Origin of the sequence: Streptomyces sp. NPDC050997, from assembly GCF_040660135.1 — a bacterium.
GTDB lineage: Bacteria > Actinomycetota > Actinomycetes > Streptomycetales > Streptomycetaceae > Streptomyces.
In genome coordinates this window covers 551,638-568,557 of the sequence record NZ_JBFAGK010000003.1, presented here as the reverse complement: position 1 = coordinate 568,557, position 16,920 = coordinate 551,638, and the positions used below count along the sequence as shown (strand labels likewise).

At 68.0% G+C, this 16,920-nt stretch carries 17 protein-coding genes and 1 pseudogene; 8 read left to right on the top strand and 10 right to left on the bottom strand.

The window, feature by feature from the left end; translation table 11 throughout:
• Positions 1-1,377: an MFS transporter gene (locus AB0H86_RS09260; RefSeq protein WP_362434889.1), complete on the bottom strand. Its 1,377-nt coding sequence runs from the start codon at positions 1,375-1,377 to the stop codon at positions 1-3.
• 645 nt (positions 1,378-2,022) lie between these two features.
• Between AB0H86_RS09260 and AB0H86_RS09255 the strand changes: the two genes are divergently transcribed.
• From AB0H86_RS09255 to AB0H86_RS09235, 5 genes are all read left to right on the top strand, one after another.
• The gene (locus AB0H86_RS09255) at positions 2,023-2,658 is read left to right on the top strand and encodes an RraA family protein (protein WP_362434887.1); all 636 of its coding nucleotides are present in this window, start codon (positions 2,023-2,025) and stop codon (positions 2,656-2,658) included.
• Complete coding sequence (locus AB0H86_RS09250) at positions 2,658-3,725, top strand: D-2-hydroxyacid dehydrogenase (RefSeq protein ID WP_362434884.1); 1,068 nt, start codon at positions 2,658-2,660, stop codon at positions 3,723-3,725. The genes AB0H86_RS09255 and AB0H86_RS09250 overlap by 1 nt, the downstream gene beginning before the upstream one ends.
• A gap of 107 nt (positions 3,726-3,832) precedes the next feature.
• A complete protein-coding gene (locus tag AB0H86_RS09245) occupies positions 3,833-4,603 on the top strand; it encodes an SDR family oxidoreductase (protein ID WP_362434882.1) in 771 nt (256 codons plus the stop codon).
• Positions 4,604-4,617: 14 nt separating this feature from the next.
• Positions 4,618-5,652 carry an L-idonate 5-dehydrogenase gene (locus AB0H86_RS09240; RefSeq protein ID WP_362434880.1) on the top strand — a complete coding sequence of 345 codons (1,035 nt, stop codon included), beginning with the start codon at positions 4,618-4,620 and terminating at the stop codon, positions 5,650-5,652.
• A 547-nt stretch (positions 5,653-6,199) separates the two neighbouring features.
• A complete protein-coding gene (locus tag AB0H86_RS09235; protein ID WP_362434877.1) occupies positions 6,200-6,538 on the top strand; it encodes a MerR family transcriptional regulator in 339 nt (112 codons plus the stop codon).
• A gap of 69 nt (positions 6,539-6,607) precedes the next feature.
• On the opposite strand, the gene AB0H86_RS09230 is transcribed toward AB0H86_RS09235, so the two are convergent.
• Positions 6,608-6,862 (bottom strand): hypothetical protein, encoded by a 255-nt coding sequence (locus AB0H86_RS09230; protein ID WP_362434875.1) that lies wholly within the window; start codon positions 6,860-6,862, stop codon positions 6,608-6,610.
• Between the two features lie 584 nt (positions 6,863-7,446).
• Between AB0H86_RS09230 and AB0H86_RS09225 the strand changes: the two are divergent.
• Positions 7,447-7,893: pseudogene (locus tag AB0H86_RS09225) on the top strand (lamin tail domain-containing protein); the annotation flags it as partial.
• A gap of 329 nt (positions 7,894-8,222) precedes the next feature.
• Here the strand turns inward: AB0H86_RS09225 and AB0H86_RS09220 are convergent.
• Positions 8,223-9,134, bottom strand: coding sequence for an alpha/beta fold hydrolase (locus tag AB0H86_RS09220; protein WP_362434873.1), 912 nt, complete (start codon positions 9,132-9,134; stop codon positions 8,223-8,225).
• Positions 9,135-9,273: 139 nt separating this feature from the next.
• Here AB0H86_RS09220 and AB0H86_RS09215 point away from each other — a divergent pair, with 139 nt between their 5' ends.
• The gene (locus AB0H86_RS09215) at positions 9,274-9,891 is read left to right on the top strand and encodes a TetR/AcrR family transcriptional regulator (RefSeq protein WP_362434870.1); all 618 of its coding nucleotides are present in this window, start codon (positions 9,274-9,276) and stop codon (positions 9,889-9,891) included.
• Positions 9,892-9,945: 54 nt separating this feature from the next.
• Here the strand turns inward: AB0H86_RS09215 and AB0H86_RS09210 are convergent, their stop codons facing one another.
• Both AB0H86_RS09210 and AB0H86_RS09205 read right to left on the bottom strand, forming a co-directional pair.
• On the bottom strand, positions 9,946-10,698 hold the full coding sequence (locus tag AB0H86_RS09210) for a hypothetical protein (RefSeq protein ID WP_362434868.1): 753 nt from the start codon (positions 10,696-10,698) through the stop codon (positions 9,946-9,948).
• The gene (locus AB0H86_RS09205) at positions 10,695-10,949 is read right to left on the bottom strand and encodes a hypothetical protein (protein WP_362434865.1); all 255 of its coding nucleotides are present in this window, start codon (positions 10,947-10,949) and stop codon (positions 10,695-10,697) included. The genes AB0H86_RS09210 and AB0H86_RS09205 overlap by 4 nt, the downstream gene beginning before the upstream one ends.
• A gap of 324 nt (positions 10,950-11,273) precedes the next feature.
• Here AB0H86_RS09205 and AB0H86_RS09200 point away from each other — a divergent pair, with 324 nt between their 5' ends.
• A complete protein-coding gene (locus AB0H86_RS09200) occupies positions 11,274-12,137 on the top strand; it encodes a nuclease (RefSeq protein ID WP_362434863.1) in 864 nt (287 codons plus the stop codon).
• A 96-nt stretch (positions 12,138-12,233) separates the two neighbouring features.
• Here the strand turns inward: AB0H86_RS09200 and AB0H86_RS09195 are convergent, their stop codons facing one another.
• The 5 genes from AB0H86_RS09195 to AB0H86_RS09175 are packed head-to-tail and all read right to left on the bottom strand — an operon-like array spanning position 12,234 to position 16,661.
• A complete protein-coding gene (locus AB0H86_RS09195; protein WP_362434861.1) occupies positions 12,234-12,947 on the bottom strand; it encodes a hypothetical protein in 714 nt (237 codons plus the stop codon).
• 20 nt (positions 12,948-12,967) lie between these two features.
• Positions 12,968-13,660: a peptidoglycan DD-metalloendopeptidase family protein gene (locus tag AB0H86_RS09190; protein WP_362434859.1), complete on the bottom strand. Its 693-nt coding sequence runs from the start codon at positions 13,658-13,660 to the stop codon at positions 12,968-12,970.
• A 9-nt stretch (positions 13,661-13,669) separates the two neighbouring features.
• A complete protein-coding gene (locus tag AB0H86_RS09185) occupies positions 13,670-14,386 on the bottom strand; it encodes a peptidoglycan-binding protein (RefSeq protein WP_362434856.1) in 717 nt (238 codons plus the stop codon).
• 19 nt (positions 14,387-14,405) lie between these two features.
• Positions 14,406-15,956, bottom strand: a complete 1,551-nt coding sequence (locus AB0H86_RS09180; RefSeq protein WP_362434854.1) for an alpha/beta fold hydrolase — start codon at positions 15,954-15,956, stop codon at positions 14,406-14,408.
• Positions 15,957-15,971: 15 nt separating this feature from the next.
• Positions 15,972-16,661, bottom strand: a complete 690-nt coding sequence (locus AB0H86_RS09175) for an SH3 domain-containing protein (RefSeq protein ID WP_362434852.1) — start codon at positions 16,659-16,661, stop codon at positions 15,972-15,974.
• Between the last annotated feature and the right edge of the window lie 259 nt (positions 16,662-16,920).

The following is a 16,920-nucleotide window of genomic DNA, read 5'->3' as shown; positions in this document are numbered from 1 at the left end:
TCAGCTGGATGCGAGGGGTCGGCCCTTGGTCTCGCGCACGAAGGCGATGGTGACCAGGGTGATCAGAGCGGTGATGATGGAGGCGAAGGCCGGGACCAGGTTGGAGCCGGTCGACTCGATCAGCTCGGTCATCAGGAGCGGGGCGCTGCCCCCGAAGATGATCGTGGAGATGCTGAACCCGATGCTGTAGGCGGAGTAGCGCACGGTGGTCGGGAACATCTCGGCGAGGACGGTGTGCACGACGGCGGCGTGGCCCGAGAAGGCGATCGCGAGCACGATGGTGCCGATGCAGGCCAGCCCGAACTCTCCCGTGGTGATGAGCCGGAACATCGGGTACGAGACGACGGCCATGGCGACCGCGGAGAAGGTGAGGACGGGTTTGCGGCCGATCCTGTCCGACAGGCGTGCCATGAGCGGGATGCAGACCGCGATGGCGACCAGGCTGAACGCCGTGACCATGAGCGCCCGCAGCATCGAGAAGTTGTGCTCGCCGAGCGAGGTCTTCAAGTAGGTGGGCATGTAGACGAACAGCAGGTAGTAGCCGGGGCCGTTGAGCGCGGGGAGGAAGATCGTGAGCGCGATCGCCTTCAGGTGGCGCGGGGAGGTCAGAGCGGCCTTCAGGGGGTTGCGCACGACGGTGTTCTGCGCGCGCAGCGCCACGAAGTGCGGGGTCTCCTCCAGTTGGCGGCGGATGTAGAAGCCGACGTAGCCGAGCGGGACGGCAAGGAGGAACGGCACCCGCCAGGCCCACGAGGTCATGGCGTCGTCGCCGAGCGTCGTGATGAGGATGGCGGAGAAGGCGCTGCCGAACATCAGGGCTATGAACGAGCCGACGGCGATGAAGCTCATCATGTAGTTGCGGCGTGCGTCCGGGGCGTACTCGCCGACGAAGGACATCGCGCCGGCCACCTCACCGCCCGCCGAGAAGCCCTGGAGCACCCGGAGGAGGACCAGCAGGACCGGTGCGGCGACACCGATGACGGAGTGGGAGGGGATGAGACCGATGGCCGCGGTCGCGGCGGAGATGAGCACCAGGAGCGTGGCCAGGAGGCTCTTCCGCCCGATCTTGTCCCCGAGGTACCCGCAGATGACACTGCCGAACGGGCGGGCGACGAAGCTGATCAGGAACCCGACGTTGGTGAGAAAGAGGCCTCCGGCCTCGGCCTCTCCCATGATGTTGATCGCGAGATAGGTGACGAGCAGGCCGTAGATGCCGTAGTCGTACCACTCGACGAAGGAACCGATCGCGCCGGCGAAGGTGGCCTTGCGGACGACCTTGCCGTTGGCGGAAGCGACGTCGGCGGCTGTCGCGTCGGACGATTCCGGCGCTGACTCGTGACGAGCTGATGGGGTGTCGAGCCGATCTGACGTTGTCATTCGCGTTCACTTTCGGTGTCGCGGACTCCGGGACGGTGCCCTGGGAATCCTGCGCTGAACGTGCTCACTGCCCGCAGCGCTCCGGTACCGAGGTGCACCACTACGTTCTGGTCGCTACGGGGAACGTGGTGACGGCAGCTCGGGGGAGTCCTGTGGCTTCGACGCTGTTCAGGAGTCCGCCCGTCCAGGAGCTACGGGGGCTGGGTGTCCGACAGCGCCAGCATCAAAGGTGCGACTTGAATCGCGAATGAGAATAGATTCGCATCTTGGCGGCGGTCAAGGGTTCGTGTTGCCCCCACGTTAACCTTGCGCTCCGATCGCGCTTCCCCCTCGTAGTGGCAGGGTTCTCCGGCGCGACGAAGCCGGCTTCGGCGGCCGATGAGACGCCTCCCAGGCCCCGTCCGGTCGAGGGATCGCGGGTCGGTCCGATGGTTTACCCCCTTGTCGCATGGTCACTTCGAGGGTGTGCGCGGAGTCTCGGGTGGCCGTCTCCGTGGCAGAGGGTCAGGCACCCCCGCCTCACACATCGCCCCTTGTCTTGCGGCAGGGATGGATGCACACTGACTCTCGCGAAACGCGAAAGCTTTCGCATTTCCTCGACGGATGGGATGACTCCATGGCCCCCACCACCCGAAGGAGCCTGTGATGACCCAGGACAACGTGCGCGTGAACACCGATTGGAAACGCGTCGACGCGCATGTGCTCGATGAGTTCCGCGCACACTCCGTGGCCAACCTCGGCGATGCCCTCGACCGGCTGAACATCGTCGACGGCGGCATCGCGCCCATCTGGAACGGGGCCACGGCCGTGGGCACAGCGCTCCCGGTGCTCACCGTCGCGGGCGACAACAAGGCCGTGATCGCGGCGCTCGAACACATACGCCCCGGTGACATCCTCGTCATCAACGCCTTCGGCTACGACGGCCGCGCCATCGTCGGCGACAACCTCGCCCAGCGATTCGCCGCGTACGGTGCCGCGGGCGCGATCGTCGACGGATACGTACGCGACGCCGCGATCATCGAGAAGCTCGGTGTCCCGGTCTTCGCCCGCGGGCTCACCCCCGCCGGGCCCTTCAAGAACGGGCCGGGCGCGATCGGCGAACCGGTCGCCATCGGCAAAGTCGTGGTGAACCCCGGCGACATCGTCGCCGCCGACGGGGACGGCGTCATCGTCATTCCGCCGCACCGCGCCGACGAAGCGCTCAAGGCCGTCAGGGAGATCGTCGCCCGCGAGGCCGCACTGGACGCCGAGGTCGAAGCGCTGCGACAAGGGGCCGCCTGATGTCCGCACAGGATCAGGTGGCGGGTCGCCTTCGCGTCGCGGTCGCCGCGCCGCTGTCCGAGGAGAACTGCGCGCTCATCAAGGAGCTGGAGCCACGGATCGACCTCGTCGTCGACCAGGCGCTCCTTCCTCCGATGCGCTGGCCCGCAGACTTCGCCGGTGACCCGAGTTGGCAGCGCACCCCCGTACAGCAGCGCGCCTACGAGGCCGCCATCGACTCGGCCGACGCTCTGTACGGCATTCCCGACGTGGACCCGGCCGCCCTGGCGCGAGCGGTCCGTGCCAATCCGCGCCTGCGCTGGGTCCACACGATGGCCGCGGGCGGCGGTGGACAGGTCAAGGCCGCCGAACTCAGCTCCGACGAACTCTACCGGGTCCAGTTCACCACCTCGGCCGGTGTGCACGGACATCCGCTCGCCGAGTTCGCCGTCTTCGGCGTGCTCGCGGGTGCCAAGAATCTGCCCCGCCTGAACCGCCAGCAACGTCACCACGAGTGGAGCGGCCGCTGGATGATGCGGCAGGTGAGCGAGCAGACCGTACTCGTGCTCGGCCTCGGCGGGATCGGTCGGATCGTCGCAGCGAAACTCCACGCGCTGGGCGCGACCGTCATCGGCACGAGCAGGACAGACGTCAGTGTCGCCGGTGTCTCCACCGTGGTGCGTCCCGACCGCATCGTCGAGGTGGCCCCCACCGTCGACGCCGTCGTGAACACACTCCCGGGCACGACGGCGACCGAACACCTCATCAGCAAACGGTTCTTCGACGCGCTCCGCCCCGGCGCCTGTCTCGTGAACGTCGGCCGCGGAAGCGTCGTCGACGAGGCCGCCCTGACCGACGCGCTCGACTCCGGCCGCGTCGGCTTTGCCGCGCTGGACGTCTTCGAGAACGAACCGCTGTCGGCCCACAGCCCGCTCTGGGATCACGAGAACGTGCTGGTGAGCCCGCACACCGCCGCGCTCAACGCGATGGAGGACCGCCGTATCGCCGAACTCTTCGCCGCCAACGCCACTCGACTCCTCGACGGACACAGCCTGCTCAACCGCGTGAACACCGTCGAGTTCTACTGACCCGGTCCCGACCGCACCGGTCTCGATCGCACCGGTCCCGATCGCACCGGTCCCGATCGCACCGGTTCCACCGATCCGGTTCCACCGACCAGGAAGCCAACCACGCAATGACCTCCGCCTTCGACCTCACCGGCAAAGTCGCCGTGGTCACCGGATCGAGCCGCGGCATCGGACTCGGCATCGCCGCGGCACTCGCGGACGCCGGAGCCACGATCGTCCTCAACGGCATCGATCCGGATCGCCTCGACACGACGCGCACGACACTCGCCCGCCGATTCGGCGACGACCGTGTCGCGGCACGGGCCTTCGACATCGTCGACGAGGATGCCGTGGCAGCGGCCGTGGCGTCGATCGAGTCCGAAGTCGGAGCCATCGACATCCTGGTGAACAACGCCGGCGTCCAGCACCGCGAACCCCTCGTCGAGGTGAGCCTCGACAACTGGCGGCGGGTGCTCGACACCAACCTCACCGGCGCCTTCGTCGTGGGCCGCCATGTCGCCCGCCGGATGCTGCCGCGCCACGCGGGCAAGATCATCAACATCTGCTCGGTCCAGACCGACCTCGCCCGGCCGACCATCGGCCCCTACACGGCGGCCAAGGGCGCCCTGCGTAACCTCACCAGGGCCATGACCGCGGAATGGGCCAGCGAAGGGCTGCAGATCAACGGAATCGCGCCCGGATACATCCACACCGAGATGACGCAGAACCTCGTGGACGACGAGCAGTTCAACGCGTGGATCCTCGGCCGTACTCCCGCCCGGCGCTGGGGAACGGTGGCCGATGTCACGGGCCCCACCGTGTGGCTCGCGTCCAGCGCGTCCGACTACGTCAACGGCCAGGTCGTCTTCGTCGACGGCGGCATGACGGTCGCCGTCTGAGAAGGGAATCGTCCATGACCCCCAGCACCACCACCGCGGTCGTCGCCCACGGCGCCGACGACGTACGAGTCGAACGCGTCGCCGTGCGCTCCCCGGAGCCGGACGAGGCGATCATCGCCGTGGCCTACGGCGGCATCTGCGGCTCCGATCTGCACTACTGGCGGCACGGCGCCGTAGGGGAATCCATCCTGCGGGCGCCGATGGTCCTCGGACACGAGGTGGTCGGAACCGTCGCGAGGGCGGCGGCCGACGGAACCGGCCCGACCGTCGGCACCCGGGTCGCGGTCCACCCGGCGACGCGGGAGCACACCGACATCCGATTCCCCCGTGACCGGCCCAATCTCTCTCCCGGAGTGCGCTACCTCGGCTCGGCCGCGCGATTCCCCCACACCGAGGGAGCCTTCGCCCGCGAGGTCGTGCTTCCCGCGGCGATGCTGCGCGAGCTGCCCGCCGGAATCGACCTTCGCGTCGCAGCCCTGGCCGAGCCGACCGCCGTCGCCTGGCACGCCGTGTCGCAGGCCGGTGACCTCGGCGGCAAGCGCGTCCTGGTCGTCGGGAGCGGTCCCATCGGCGCCCTCGCCGTCGCGGTGGCGGCACGTGCCGGCGCCGCGGAGATCGTGGCGGTCGACCTCCATGCGAAACCCCGGGAGATCGCGACCGCGGTCGGAGCGACACGGACACTCGACGCCGGCGACACCGCGGCCATCGCCGCCGTGGAAGCGGACGTGGTGATCGAGTCCTCCGGCAACCACCGTGGTCTCAAGTCCGCCATCACAGGCGCCACTCGGGGAGGGACGGTGGTCATGGTCGGCCTCCTGCCGAACGGCGACCAGCCCGTGCCGATCGCGCACGCCATCACCCGAGAGCTGCGGCTGGTCGGCTCGTTCCGGTTCAACGACGAGATCGACGAGGTGATCACCGCGATCGCCGACGGATCCCTGCCGGTCGGCCCGATCATCACCCACACCTTCCCCGTCGACGAGGTGCTGGAGGCCCTCACCGTCGCCGCCGACGCCTCGGTCTCGGGCAAGGTCCTGCTCACCTTCTGAGGGTGCCAGTAGCACTCGGTGACGCAGCGAGGCGTCTGCTGTCCTCGCACTGTGCTCCGGTTCGCCGACGAGTTCGGCGCCGTGAGTGCGCACGATTACCCCACGGCTGGACACGCGGAAATCTATGTCGGCTGGAGTAGACATTGGGCGGTGGCATGGTTATGGTTTCTTTCGTAACCCAGAGAGACAGTGAGGCCTGGCAGGGATGAACTGCCGGTCAGTAGTGCATGTAGTGGTAGTTCGCAGGACCGTGCAGTTCGCAGTACCCAGCCTGGTAAGAAGTTGATCACCGAGGGAAGAACGGAGGAACCCGCGCCATCAGGATCGCCCGGGCGGACATCGTGAGCCCGGGTACCGCAGGACATCGATAGTGAGGTGGTCTCCGGTCAAGCAACCGCGATCCCCGCACCCCCGACAGCATCTCGGTCGGGTCCGCGGAAACAGGAAGCCGGTGCAGTACTGAAACCGGCAGATGGTCTAGCAGTTCCTTCGGGGTCCTGGTGCCATACGCACCAGGACCCCTCCACGCGTTCCACAGAGAGGTGCGATGACCGTAGACGACACGTACGGCCGTCTGGACGACGACGACTACCCCGCCTACACGATGGGCCGGGCCGCCGAAATGCTCGGCACCACCCAGGGCTTCCTCCGCGCCATCGGAGAAGCTCGCCTCATCACTCCGCTCCGCTCCGAGGGCGGCCACCGACGCTACTCCCGCTACCAGCTGCGCATCGCCGCCCGCGCCCGGGAACTCGTCGACCAGGGCACCCCCATCGAGGCCGCCTGCCGCATCATCATCCTCGAGGACCAACTCGAAGAAGCCCAGCGCATCAACGCCGAATACCGCCGCGCCGCCGAATCGACGAACCTGACGTCCGCGGGCTGAGACGGCTGCGACCCGCAAGGGTGAGAAGCGCGCCGCCACAGAGCAGCTGTCCGGCTGGGCCGAGTTCCTTCAGTGGTTGGTGTGGGTGAGCCAGCGTTGCAGGGTGGTGTGGATGGTGTGGGGGAGGGCGCTGAGGTGGTCGATGGCTTCGCGGTCGCCGGGCATGGGGGCGATGCCGGCGGTGGTCAGGGTGGCGTTGAGTTCCAGGCGGTGCACGTCGCGCAGATCAAGGGCCGGCCTCAGGCGCTGAGTGGGATTGGGCGGCGGCAGCAGGAAGTCGTCGTGTGCCGAGGAAGGCATTCGGGGCGTGGTGGTGTGCGTCATCAACGGATTCCTCTCCAACGCGGGTATGAACGCGGGTGTGTGTAAGGGGACTTGGTGCGGTGGTGTGCCGGTTGCAACGCAGTGGGTTGTCCACCCGGTTGCAGCAGTCGGCTCCCATAGTCGTACGACCTGCTGACCTGCTTGTGGGTACATCGGTGTATGGCAGGTACTCGCCGTGGGGGCGCGGATGTTCGGTCATGCCCGGCCGGCATTCATGATGCGGCACCTTTTGGCGGTATGGGGCGTATGTGGTTGTTACTCACTTTTGGGTGACGGGTAAGACGTTGGCGCGGTGATGGCTGTGGCGGGCGGGAGCCACGTGCCGCAGCCCGTAAGCCTTCTCGAGCTGGCGAACCGTCAATCTGCTGCATTCAGTGCGTAGATGGATGTTGCATTCGAGAGTCACAGCAATATGGGCGATCTGTAACACAGTTCGCATTTCGTTTGCTCGCCCCGCGTCGAAGGCCAGGGTGTGGGCGTGCGGTCGACCGGCCGCCACCCGCACTCGGACTGTCCTCGTGCGCGGCTCTCAACTGGGCCGTGTGCGGGATGGTGTCCGCACCTCGCAAGGAGACCTTGTGTCCATGTCGACTGTTTCCGCCCGCCGTCTGGCTGCCGCCTCGGTCGCGGCCGCTGCCGTGCTCGGGGCGGTGGCACTGCCGGCGTCCGCTGCCGACCACTCGCGTCCGGAGCGCACGCGGGTGGAGATCAGCAGTGTGCAGTACAACTCCCCGGGCCGAGACGACCAGTCCAACCGTTCCCTGAACAAGGAGTGGGTCGAGCTCACCAACACCACCCGCGACAGCGTGAACCTGGACGGCTGGAGGCTGTCGGCCGAGGACGGCCGCACCTACACCTTCGACGACTACCGCCTGGCCGCCCGCGCCACCGTGCGCATCCACACCGGCGAAGGCCGCGACACCCGCACCGACCTCTTCCAGGACCGCCGGCACTACGTGTGGGACAACCACTCCGACACCGCCACCCTGCGCAACGGCTACGGCCGCGTCATCGACGAGGCCTCATGGGGTAACGACCGCAGTGACGGCGACAACGGCGACCGCTACGACGGTGGTCGCTACGACGGTGACCGCCGCCACGGCTACGACGGTGACCGCTACGACGGTGACCGCCGCCGCGGCGACCACGGCGACCGCTACGACGGTGACCGCCGCCGCGGCCACCACGGTGACCGCCACCACGGTGGCCGCGGCGACCACGGCCGCCACCAGTACTGACGCTCAATCCCGCGTGTCAGTGACCGCTGAATAACGTCACCAGCACGCTCACGTAGGAGAACGGCGCGTCCGGCTTTCAGTCCGGGCGCGCCGCTGACATGAGCGCCCCCCGCCGGCGGTTGTCAGCCGATGGAGGCCATGAAGTTCAGCATCCTGCGGTTGATCTCCTCCGCGTGGTCGATCTGCGGCCCGTGGCCGGTGTTGGCGATGATCTCGGCTCGGGCGCCAGGTACGAGGCGAGGAACGCGTTCCACCTGTCGCTGTGGGTGCACGAGGAGGCTCCGCTTGCCGAGCACCAGGTAGAGGGGGGTGTGGATGGTGGACAGTTCGTCCTCGGACAGGGGAAGCGGCGCCGGGCGGCGGATCCGGTAGGCGCGGACGGCAGTCCTGATCATCGTGCGCAGCTCCGGCGTGACGAGGACCGGTTGTTCCAGCCAGGCCGCCAGCCGCGGGCGTAGCGCCTTGGGCGCGAAGGTCGCGAAGAGGCTCGCGAAGATCCAGACGAAGAAGCGCAGCCCCACCTTCTCCAGGCCGCCAGGGTCGAGCAGCGTGACCGAGGCGAGTCGACCGGGCCTGCGGTGCGCCTGGTTCAGGGCGAGCCAGCCACCGTAGGAGGAGCCGACGAGGTGTACGTGATCGAGGCCGAGTCCGGCGAGTGTGTCGTCCAGCCACTGTGCGGCGCGTTCGGGGTGGTGTATCGGCTCGCGCTGCACGCTGCGGCCGGGATCGCCCGGGGTGTCGATCGCGTAGACCGGCCGGTCGGCGCTGAGGGCCGGGGTGTTCGGGTACCACATGGCGGAGCAGGAGCCCGCCCCGTGCACCAGGACGACAGGGGTGCGGGACCGGGCGGCCGGGTCCGCCGTGCCGAAGCGGTAGACATGCGTGGTGCCGAAGGACGTCTCCACGTCCTCCTCCGCGAGCGCGGGCGCTCCCAGTGCGTAGACCGCGTCGCAGGCCGCGAAGTAGCGGTCGCGCCAGGTGTCGCTCACGTAGCGGCCGACGTCGGCCTGGGGGCGGGCGGCGGTCTCGGGCACGGGCACCTCCGGAGTGGCGATTTTCGTGATACGAACGTACCACGATGTTGGTACGGCCGTATCATCAAAATCGTTCGTGCGACGACCGCACCAGCCGCGCCGGCGGACCAACGGAAAACAGTGAGCGGAGAACCGGACGATGCCCAAGCGGGTGGACCACGCAGAACGACGCACCGAGATCGCCGAGGCACTCATCCGGGTCGCTGGACATCGTGGGCTGCACGCCGTGGGGATGCGCGATGTGGCAGCGGAGGCAGGCGTGTCCTTGCGGCTGGTGCAGTACTACTTCGAGACCAAGGAGAAGCTGCTGCTCTTCGGGCTGGAGCACCTGGCCGAGCGATTCGGACAGCGGATCTCCGCCCGTCTGGGAGCCGTCGGGGACAGCCCGGGTCCGCGCACGATGGTCGAGGCGCTACTGATGACGGCGTTGCCGACCGATGTGGAGAGCCGCACCTTCCACCACCTCTACACCTCATACGCCGTTCTGGCCGTGAACGACCAGACGCTCGCGGCCCAGCCCTTCATCAAGAACCCCGACGCCGCCGAAGACGCCCTGGCCGAACTCCTCAAGCAGGCAGAGGCCGCAGATCTGCTACAGCCCGGCGTGGACGCACAGTTGGAGGCGGTCGGCCTGCTTGCCATGTCCGCGGGACTCGGCACCAGCATCCTCGCCGGTCAGCGCAGCCCGGAGTCCGCCGCCACAGTCCTGGACCACCATCTCAACCGGATCTTCCGCACCGGTGCTGCGGCTGGTTGACGCGCGACCGCACATTTCCCGTCGAGTCGATCAACCTGCGATCGTGGCCGGGCGTCAGGGTCGCGCGGCCTCCGCCAGGGTGGTGAGGACGCGCTGGGTCTTGTTCGCGGGGTGCTCGGAGAGCGCCACCCCGCGCTCCCGCACCGCATCCGCCAGCTTCCGCTGCTCGCGCTCGGCCCGCGTCGTGAACTCCTCGGAGTTGTCCCCGTCCTTGGGCTTCACCCGGATCGAGGCCTCCAGGAACTCCAGGCCGGCGACCGACCACGCCTCCAGGTTGACGTCCAGGTCATCGAGCGCGACATCGTCGACCTTCGTCGAGAAGACCGGGCCCAGCGCGACCAACCCGTCGAGCCGCACGGCGGGTGCGCAGGCGTGCAGGAACTGGTCCTGCACCGCGTCGATCGGCGCGGCGGGATCGGCCTCGGGCTTCACCGCGTCCGACAGCGTGCCCGGCGGGTGATCGTGTGTCAGGGAGGCGGCCAGCACCCGGTGGTCTCCCGACCAGTCGTTCTCGATCCGGTACGTGAACGGCTTGGGGTCGAACGGGGCCGCGAACCGGCCGACCAACTGCTCCCGGGTACACGGACGCAACTTGACGGTCAGGTCGTCCGGGCCGCCCCCGATCCTGAACCGCACGATCACGCCGTCGTCCAGCAGCGGCACCCGACCCTCGGCGACGCCGTCCCGCCCCTCGGCGAACCAGATCCGACGCGTCGTCACCTTGCCGCCCGACCCGCGCATGACCGACAGCGCGGCCCCGACGTCGCCCTCGATGTTGACCTTGATCTCGACCGGCAACAGGTTCATCGCATCGCTCCTGCTCGCTTCCAGACGTTGTCGAGGACGTCCAACGGGTGCTTCTGAACGAAGGCGTTGACCGCTGTCAGCTGGTCCGGCTCCTCTTCCAGCCCGGGGCCGACCCCATCCAGGCCCTCCCAGAAGGCGAACCAGCCGAGGTCGTCGCGCTGTATCCCGCCCGGATCCGCTGTGGCGAAGACGTCGCTCACATAGGTCGTTTCCAGCGCCGACTCAGTCGTATCGCCGGGCCGATTCGACACCGTGTCACGATCGCCGGTGTTCGTTCACTCGTCTCACTCCAGGATATCCGCACCACCCAGGTCCGCAGCCCGGAGCTGACCGACGGGCCGGCCAGGCTCGGCACATATTGGCAGCGGCCGAAACGCACGCCCCCATCGCCCACGTAGCAGCCGAGTTCGGGAAGGGCTCCGGGTATTCCGGTGTAATGAGGGTTAAAGAGATCTCTAAGGTGCGGAACCATCCATTGAAGCGCACTATTTGACGTAGGGGGCCAACGAGCCGTCGGGGGGCTACGGCCACAGCAATTGCAGACATTCGCCTCTGAAATTCGAGGAGGATTCGCCATGCCCATGCTGCTCATCAAGGGCTTCTACGATGTCAAGGGCTCGCAGCCCGACGGGGACACGGTCCATTTCACGGCCCACGACCCCTCGGAGTGGAGCCTGGTCGGCGGCGGGCTGGGCCGCGCCGTCGAGCACAGCGCGGTGGGCCGCGCGAAACTGCGGCTGGACGCGATCGACGCACTCGAGACCCACTACGGGGCGCAGCGTGTCCACCAGCCGCTGCAGTTCGCTCACGCCGCGCGCGACGAGCTGTTGAGCTGGCTGGGCTTCACCGACGTCCAGCGTCGCCCGGACGAGACCGTGACCGCGACCACCCCGGACACGGTTCCCGGATTCGTACTCACCCGCGGTACCGATGTCCACGGACGCTGCATCGCCCTGGCGGGGCGCGGAGCACCCCCAGGGACCAGTGGCCTGGAGATCGACGTCGACGCCGCTGTGCTGAGGACGACGGTCAACCACCATCTGCTCACGGCGGGCTTGGTGTACCCGACGTTCTACCGCAGCCTGTTCACCAGCCTGCGGGCGGAGATGGCCACCGCGACCAAGGAGGCCCGAGAAGCAGGACGGGGCCTGTGGCCGAGCGATGTCACCACGACCGGGGCGAAGATCATTGGACTGCCCTCGTTGACGGACGATGTCGTCATTCTCCCCAAGCTGTTCCGCCGGCTGGTGGACTACCTCCAACTCGGCACCACGTCGCTGGCGTGCTTCCCGGCCTTCCTGGCCGGCGTCGGGGACCGCTTCTCCATCCTCTCCACGGGTGAGCGGTGCCTGGGCCTGCACCGTGTCGTAGAGGCCACGAACGGCCAGACCGTGCGGATGACGCATCCCCCCGAGGACCTGCTCTTCCAGGACAGCTGAACTGACACCTGAACTCCGGCGGTGCCTGGGCCATCGGGCAGATTCGCCCGCCCGATGGCCCAGGTACCGCTGAGTCAGTCCTACGACGAGTCAGTCCTACGACGCCCCGCGCTCCGGGGGCAGCAGGCCGCCCACCGGAAGGAGGTCGAAGAAGTCGTGTTCGGCCGTGGGCGCGTACCGTACGACTGCCGCGAAGCGCGGTGCGCGGACGGTGACTTGGGCGATCGCTTCGGGAGCGGCCTCGTCCAGGGACTCGGACACCGCGCCGTGCCAGTAACCCGCGTCGCGCAGCGGATCTCCGTTCCTCTCCTCCGGGCGCCCGGAGGAGGTCAGACTCACCGGCAGGTAGAGCCGCGGGACGCCCTTGTCCACGCAGGCCCGCGCGAGCCGCCTGCCCGTGAGCCCGTCTCCGCCTCGTTCTCCCGGGGCGAACTGAGCCAGCATCACCAGCAGCGGTGATTCGCCCACACAGGGCCAGCTCTGTGCGAACGAGAACGCAGGCGCGTCTCCGTGTTCCGAAACGCCGCTGTCCTGCGGCCCGTACCGGTCCCCGGCGGCCTCCTTGGGCACGGGCTGGACGGCTCCCTCGAAGTACGCCCACCGCCAGCCCTCGGTCCGCCCGTCGGAGTTGCCCGCGGCGGCGCCCTGCGTCCATGCCCTCGCATAGTCGGGGTCACGGACAAGCGGCGTCCTGGGCACGTCCGGCGGTGAGCTGATGCCCACGTCGTAGCCGTCCTGCCAGCCTCTGACCTCTGACCGGATCAACCCGCCGGGCTCGTCCGGGACCGGGTGGGGATTGTGCTGGGGCATGACCGGCTCCTTCACCTCGTTCACCAACTGGGCTTCGCCACATGGCCGTAGGACCAAGAAGGGCCCCTCGACATCTCGAAGTGCAGGTGTGGTCCGGTGGAGTTGCCCGTGGTACCCACCTTGCCGAGCTGCTGCCCGGCGCTGACCTTCTGACCGGCCTTCACCTGCCGCTGCGAGAGGTGGCAGTAGGTGTAGACGTGACCGTTGTCCGCCTTCAGTCCGATCCACTGGCCGTACGCTCCGCCCGCGCCGTTCGACCAGGCGATGGTGCCCTTGCGTACCGCGACCACGGGGGAGCCGGTCCCGGCGGCGAAGTCCTGCCCGGTGTGCCGGCCGAAACCGTCGGGCTTCCAGGCGTAGGGGCCGCGCGAGTAGAAACCGAACGTGACCTTGTGGCCGGGCACGGGAGACGCCACACGTCCGTTGCTGGAACCGCGTGGGCCACCGCCGGCGGATGCGGCCGCTCTGCAGTCGACCTTGAAGTGTGCGTGGCGGCCGAGGGCGGTGAGGGAGGTGCAGCCGGGTATGCCGTCGGCGTCGGTTCCTCTGAAGCCCTGGGCGATCTGTTCGGCCTTGTAGGCGGCTTTGGTCTGGTTGCCGAAGAGGCCGGTGGCGCCGTCGGGGATCTTGCGGCCCCGGGCGATCAGGGCTTTCTGTACGGTGCGTACGTCCCCGTTCTTCTTGCCGAACTGGACGTTGGACAGAGCAACCATGAGGGACTCCTAGTAGGGGTGGGGGGCCCGGTGCGGATCCGCCTGCTGCACGCGGGCGGCGAAGTTCGAGCCGGACTGGTTTACGTGATAGCGATCTCGTACGTAGTTGACCGTCGCGCACATGCACGCCACGACGTCGTAGGGCGTGGTGGCCGTGCCCGCCTGGTGGTAGAAGGCGAAGGTGGGGGGAATGCACTGGGTGGCACCCCGTGAGCAGTTCTGCGGGTGGCCGTCGCCGACGATCCGGCCGTGTGCGTTGGAGTCCGTCTTGTTCACCCTGAACTTGGGGTGGTTGTTGGCGGACTCGCGCCGGGCGATGGTGGTGAGTGCGGGGACGCCGAACTTCGTCTCCATGTGGGTCAGTTGGCACGCCTTCTCGGCGTAGCGCCGCATGGCGGCGTGCCCGGACTCGTCGTTGGGGTCGCGGTATGTGACCTGGGAGAGGCCGATCCCTCCACCGCGGGCGGGTGCGGCCCCATCGCAGTTGACCTTGAAGTGTGCGTGGCGGCCGAGGGCGGTGAGGGAGGTGCAGCCGGGTATGCCGTCGGCGTCGGTTCCTCTGAAGCCCTGGGCGATCTGTTCGGCCTTGTAGGCGGCTTTGGTCTGGTTGCCGAAGAGGCCGGTGGCGCCGTCGGGGATCTTGCGGCCCCGGGCGATCAGGGCTCTCTGTACGGTGCGTACGTCCTCGTTCTTCTTGCCGAACTGGACGTTTGGCAGGGCGACCATGACGGCTCGGCTCCTTTCGTCAGTTCCAGTCGGTCACGGTGAGCCGGATCCGCGCGTTCGCACCGAGGATCGGTTCCGTGGTGGCGGGCAGCTTGATGTTGGCGACCCATTCGCCCAGGTCGGGGTCCTCGTCGACGAGAGCCGAGCCGGTCTGCGTGAAATTGCTGATGGGGCCTTTGATGGCGGAGTTCCAGGTGGCCCGGAGCGCGGGAACTCCGTTGTCCACGCCGACGTCCACGATCAGGATGTCGTCGACGTCCGCCGTCTGCTCGATGTGGTCGTCGAAGTCCAGGAGACCGTTGTCGCGCTGCCGCAGAGACAGGATCCGTAGATGCAGCGCGTAACGCATGGAGCCGGAGCCGCTGGGACTGGCCAGGTTCTCGCACAGGAAGGTGTGCACCAGCGGGACTGCTCCGTCGGAGTCCGTGACACCTCGCCCAGGGACGCTCTCCGCAGGAACGCTCCCTGCCCCGTTCCGCAGTTGTATCGGACACCACTGGGCGCCGGTCCGCTCGTGCATCACGATCTGCAGACCGCGTACCGACAGGCCGACTTCCGCCTGCCAGGCCGTGTTCTCCTCCTGGGGCAACCGGTGGTCGACGAGGGCCGCCTCGACCTTGAGGTCGCCGAACAGGAACCGCCGCAGATTCTGGTAGCCCTCCTCGGAGTTGACGACCCCGTAGCGTCCGCTGTGGCTGCGGTGCACGTAGGCCCGATGGGCGCCGGGAACATACGCGTTGTCGATCTGCACGAGGCCGTCGCTGCGGGGCCCGACCACGGCGGACGAAAGGCCGGCCGCCACGTCGTAGTCGGCGGGGTTGGTGCCGACCAGGCAGAAGACCTGACTGTGGGGGAACGCGAACTGCTGATCGTCGGCGGGCATCGCGCGGGGATCCCATTCGTCCGCCGGCTCGTCGTCCTCGGTGGTGCCCGGCGTCAGGTACTGGTACATCCGCTCACGTCCGAAGATCTCCGCGCCGTTGATGCCGATCGCGTCGCGCAGCCGCTCCAGCATGCCGAAGCCGAAGTCGAAGGTGATGCCGCCGTGCGGGGTGCCGTAGGTGAACAACTTGGCGATGTAGTCGGTCGGCTTCTCCCTGAGTTCCGGGAGGATCTTCTGGATCAGGCAACGGCAGATCAGCCCGCCCATGGAGTGGGCGACCAGATGGACGCGCTCCACGTTTGCCTTCTCCCTGACCTGCTTGATCAGTCTGAGCAGGTCCCGCGCGGCATCCTCGATACGGAACTCCCTGGGAGTGCCTCCCCAGGTGCTCGCCGACGGATCGTAGAAGCGGTGTATCCAGATGGTCTCCGCCGGAATCTTGTCGTGGGATTCCAGGTAGATTTCCTGGCTGCCCTCGACGAGGATCTGGTAGCCCTCGTCCACGTGCAGGCGCAGCAGCGGGCTTTCGAACTGGTAGAAGTCCGGTTTGTTGTCCGGTCCGATACGGATGTGCGTGGAGCCTTCGTTGAATCCGTAGAACGGGTCCATCACGACGTTGTTGACGCCGTTTTGGCCGCCGGCGAAGCCTCGGACGTAAATGACGGGGAATTTCTGGGGCTCGGACATGCGGTCCGCCTAGGGTCAGCATTCACCGATACCCGGAAGCCAGGAGGCCGGGTGGTCGATGAAAATGTTGGAGAGATATCCGCCGAGTGCGGGGACGAACGACCAGGCATCGTTGCTGTGGCCTGCGGTGTCGACCGTGTCGCCGCTGGTCTGGCACGTGACCGTCACGCGCGTCGGCCCCGACAGCACGGTGACCACCGGAGCGTCGAGACGGGGCTGCTCCCGTACGTTGACACTGGTGCCCCACGTGACGAAGTCGCCGTTTCCGCTGTCGTCGCCCCCGCCGTCCGGCGCCTCGCCCAGGATGGGCAGGCTCCAGTTCTGGGTCTCGTCGCAGAGCGGATCGGCCACCACGGAAAGGTGGACGTGCGCCTCATGCGGGTTGGCACCCTCGTAGGGCCCCCACTGCCAGCTGCGGTTGGTGGCGATCCGGCGGTTGGCGATGACGTACTTGATCCGCGGGTCGCGGCTGTCGAGCAGCTGGTCGGCCACCTGCTGGATGTCGAGGCCGTGCGCCGGATCGTGGGTGAAGTCGCGCGCGGTGACGATCCCGGGCCCATACCACGGGTTGTGGTCGCTGTCGCGCCCGCGCGCCTGGTGGGCCGCGTCGCCGATGGCGCCGTCGGCGGCGACACTGCGTCCCGGGAAACGTGCGTCGAGTTGATGGCGAAGAGCCTCCAGGCTGTTCGCGACTCGCCAGGACATCGCGACCTCCTAGTCGATCGGGACCGGGGCCTGGGGATCGGCCATGCGAGGGAGAGCGAAGGTGTGGCCGATGGCCTCGCGGCCGCCGCCGGTTTGGCAGTTGCCCTTCTGCGGATCTGCGTTTTCGAGGGCTGGACCTGGGGCTGCGCGAATCGACTGAAACCGACGCAGTCGCCGCGTCCGAAGCTACGGGACCGCCGTCAGCACGGCGTCATCCTGTCGTCATCGCCCAGGAGACCGTGGGCACGGGTGGCGGCCT

Excerpts from the sequence above, each read along its gene's own strand:
- AB0H86_RS09260 (WP_362434889.1), bottom strand. The coding sequence starts at position 1,377 with ATGACAACGTCAGATCGGCTCGACACCCCATCAGCTCGTCACGAGTCA.
- AB0H86_RS09215 (WP_362434870.1), top strand. The coding sequence starts at position 9,274 with ATGCCCAAGCGGGTGGACCACGCAGAACGACGCACCGAGATCGCCGAG.
- AB0H86_RS09240 (WP_362434880.1), top strand. The coding sequence starts at position 4,618 with ATGACCCCCAGCACCACCACCGCGGTCGTCGCCCACGGCGCCGACGAC.
- AB0H86_RS09175 (WP_362434852.1), bottom strand. The coding sequence starts at position 16,661 with ATGTCCTGGCGAGTCGCGAACAGCCTGGAGGCTCTTCGCCATCAACTC.
- AB0H86_RS09200 (WP_362434863.1), top strand. The coding sequence starts at position 11,274 with ATGCCCATGCTGCTCATCAAGGGCTTCTACGATGTCAAGGGCTCGCAG.
- AB0H86_RS09180 (WP_362434854.1), bottom strand. The coding sequence starts at position 15,956 with ATGTCCGAGCCCCAGAAATTCCCCGTCATTTACGTCCGAGGCTTCGCC.
- AB0H86_RS09190 (WP_362434859.1), bottom strand. The coding sequence starts at position 13,660 with ATGGTTGCTCTGTCCAACGTCCAGTTCGGCAAGAAGAACGGGGACGTA.
- AB0H86_RS09230 (WP_362434875.1), bottom strand. The coding sequence starts at position 6,862 with ATGACGCACACCACCACGCCCCGAATGCCTTCCTCGGCACACGACGAC.
- AB0H86_RS09185 (WP_362434856.1), bottom strand. The coding sequence starts at position 14,386 with ATGGTCGCCCTGCCAAACGTCCAGTTCGGCAAGAAGAACGAGGACGTA.
- AB0H86_RS09210 (WP_362434868.1), bottom strand. The coding sequence starts at position 10,698 with ATGAACCTGTTGCCGGTCGAGATCAAGGTCAACATCGAGGGCGACGTC.
- AB0H86_RS09195 (WP_362434861.1), bottom strand. The coding sequence starts at position 12,947 with ATGCCCCAGCACAATCCCCACCCGGTCCCGGACGAGCCCGGCGGGTTG.
- AB0H86_RS09235 (WP_362434877.1), top strand. The coding sequence starts at position 6,200 with ATGACCGTAGACGACACGTACGGCCGTCTGGACGACGACGACTACCCC.
- AB0H86_RS09250 (WP_362434884.1), top strand. The coding sequence starts at position 2,658 with ATGTCCGCACAGGATCAGGTGGCGGGTCGCCTTCGCGTCGCGGTCGCC.
- AB0H86_RS09255 (WP_362434887.1), top strand. The coding sequence starts at position 2,023 with ATGACCCAGGACAACGTGCGCGTGAACACCGATTGGAAACGCGTCGAC.
- AB0H86_RS09245 (WP_362434882.1), top strand. The coding sequence starts at position 3,833 with ATGACCTCCGCCTTCGACCTCACCGGCAAAGTCGCCGTGGTCACCGGA.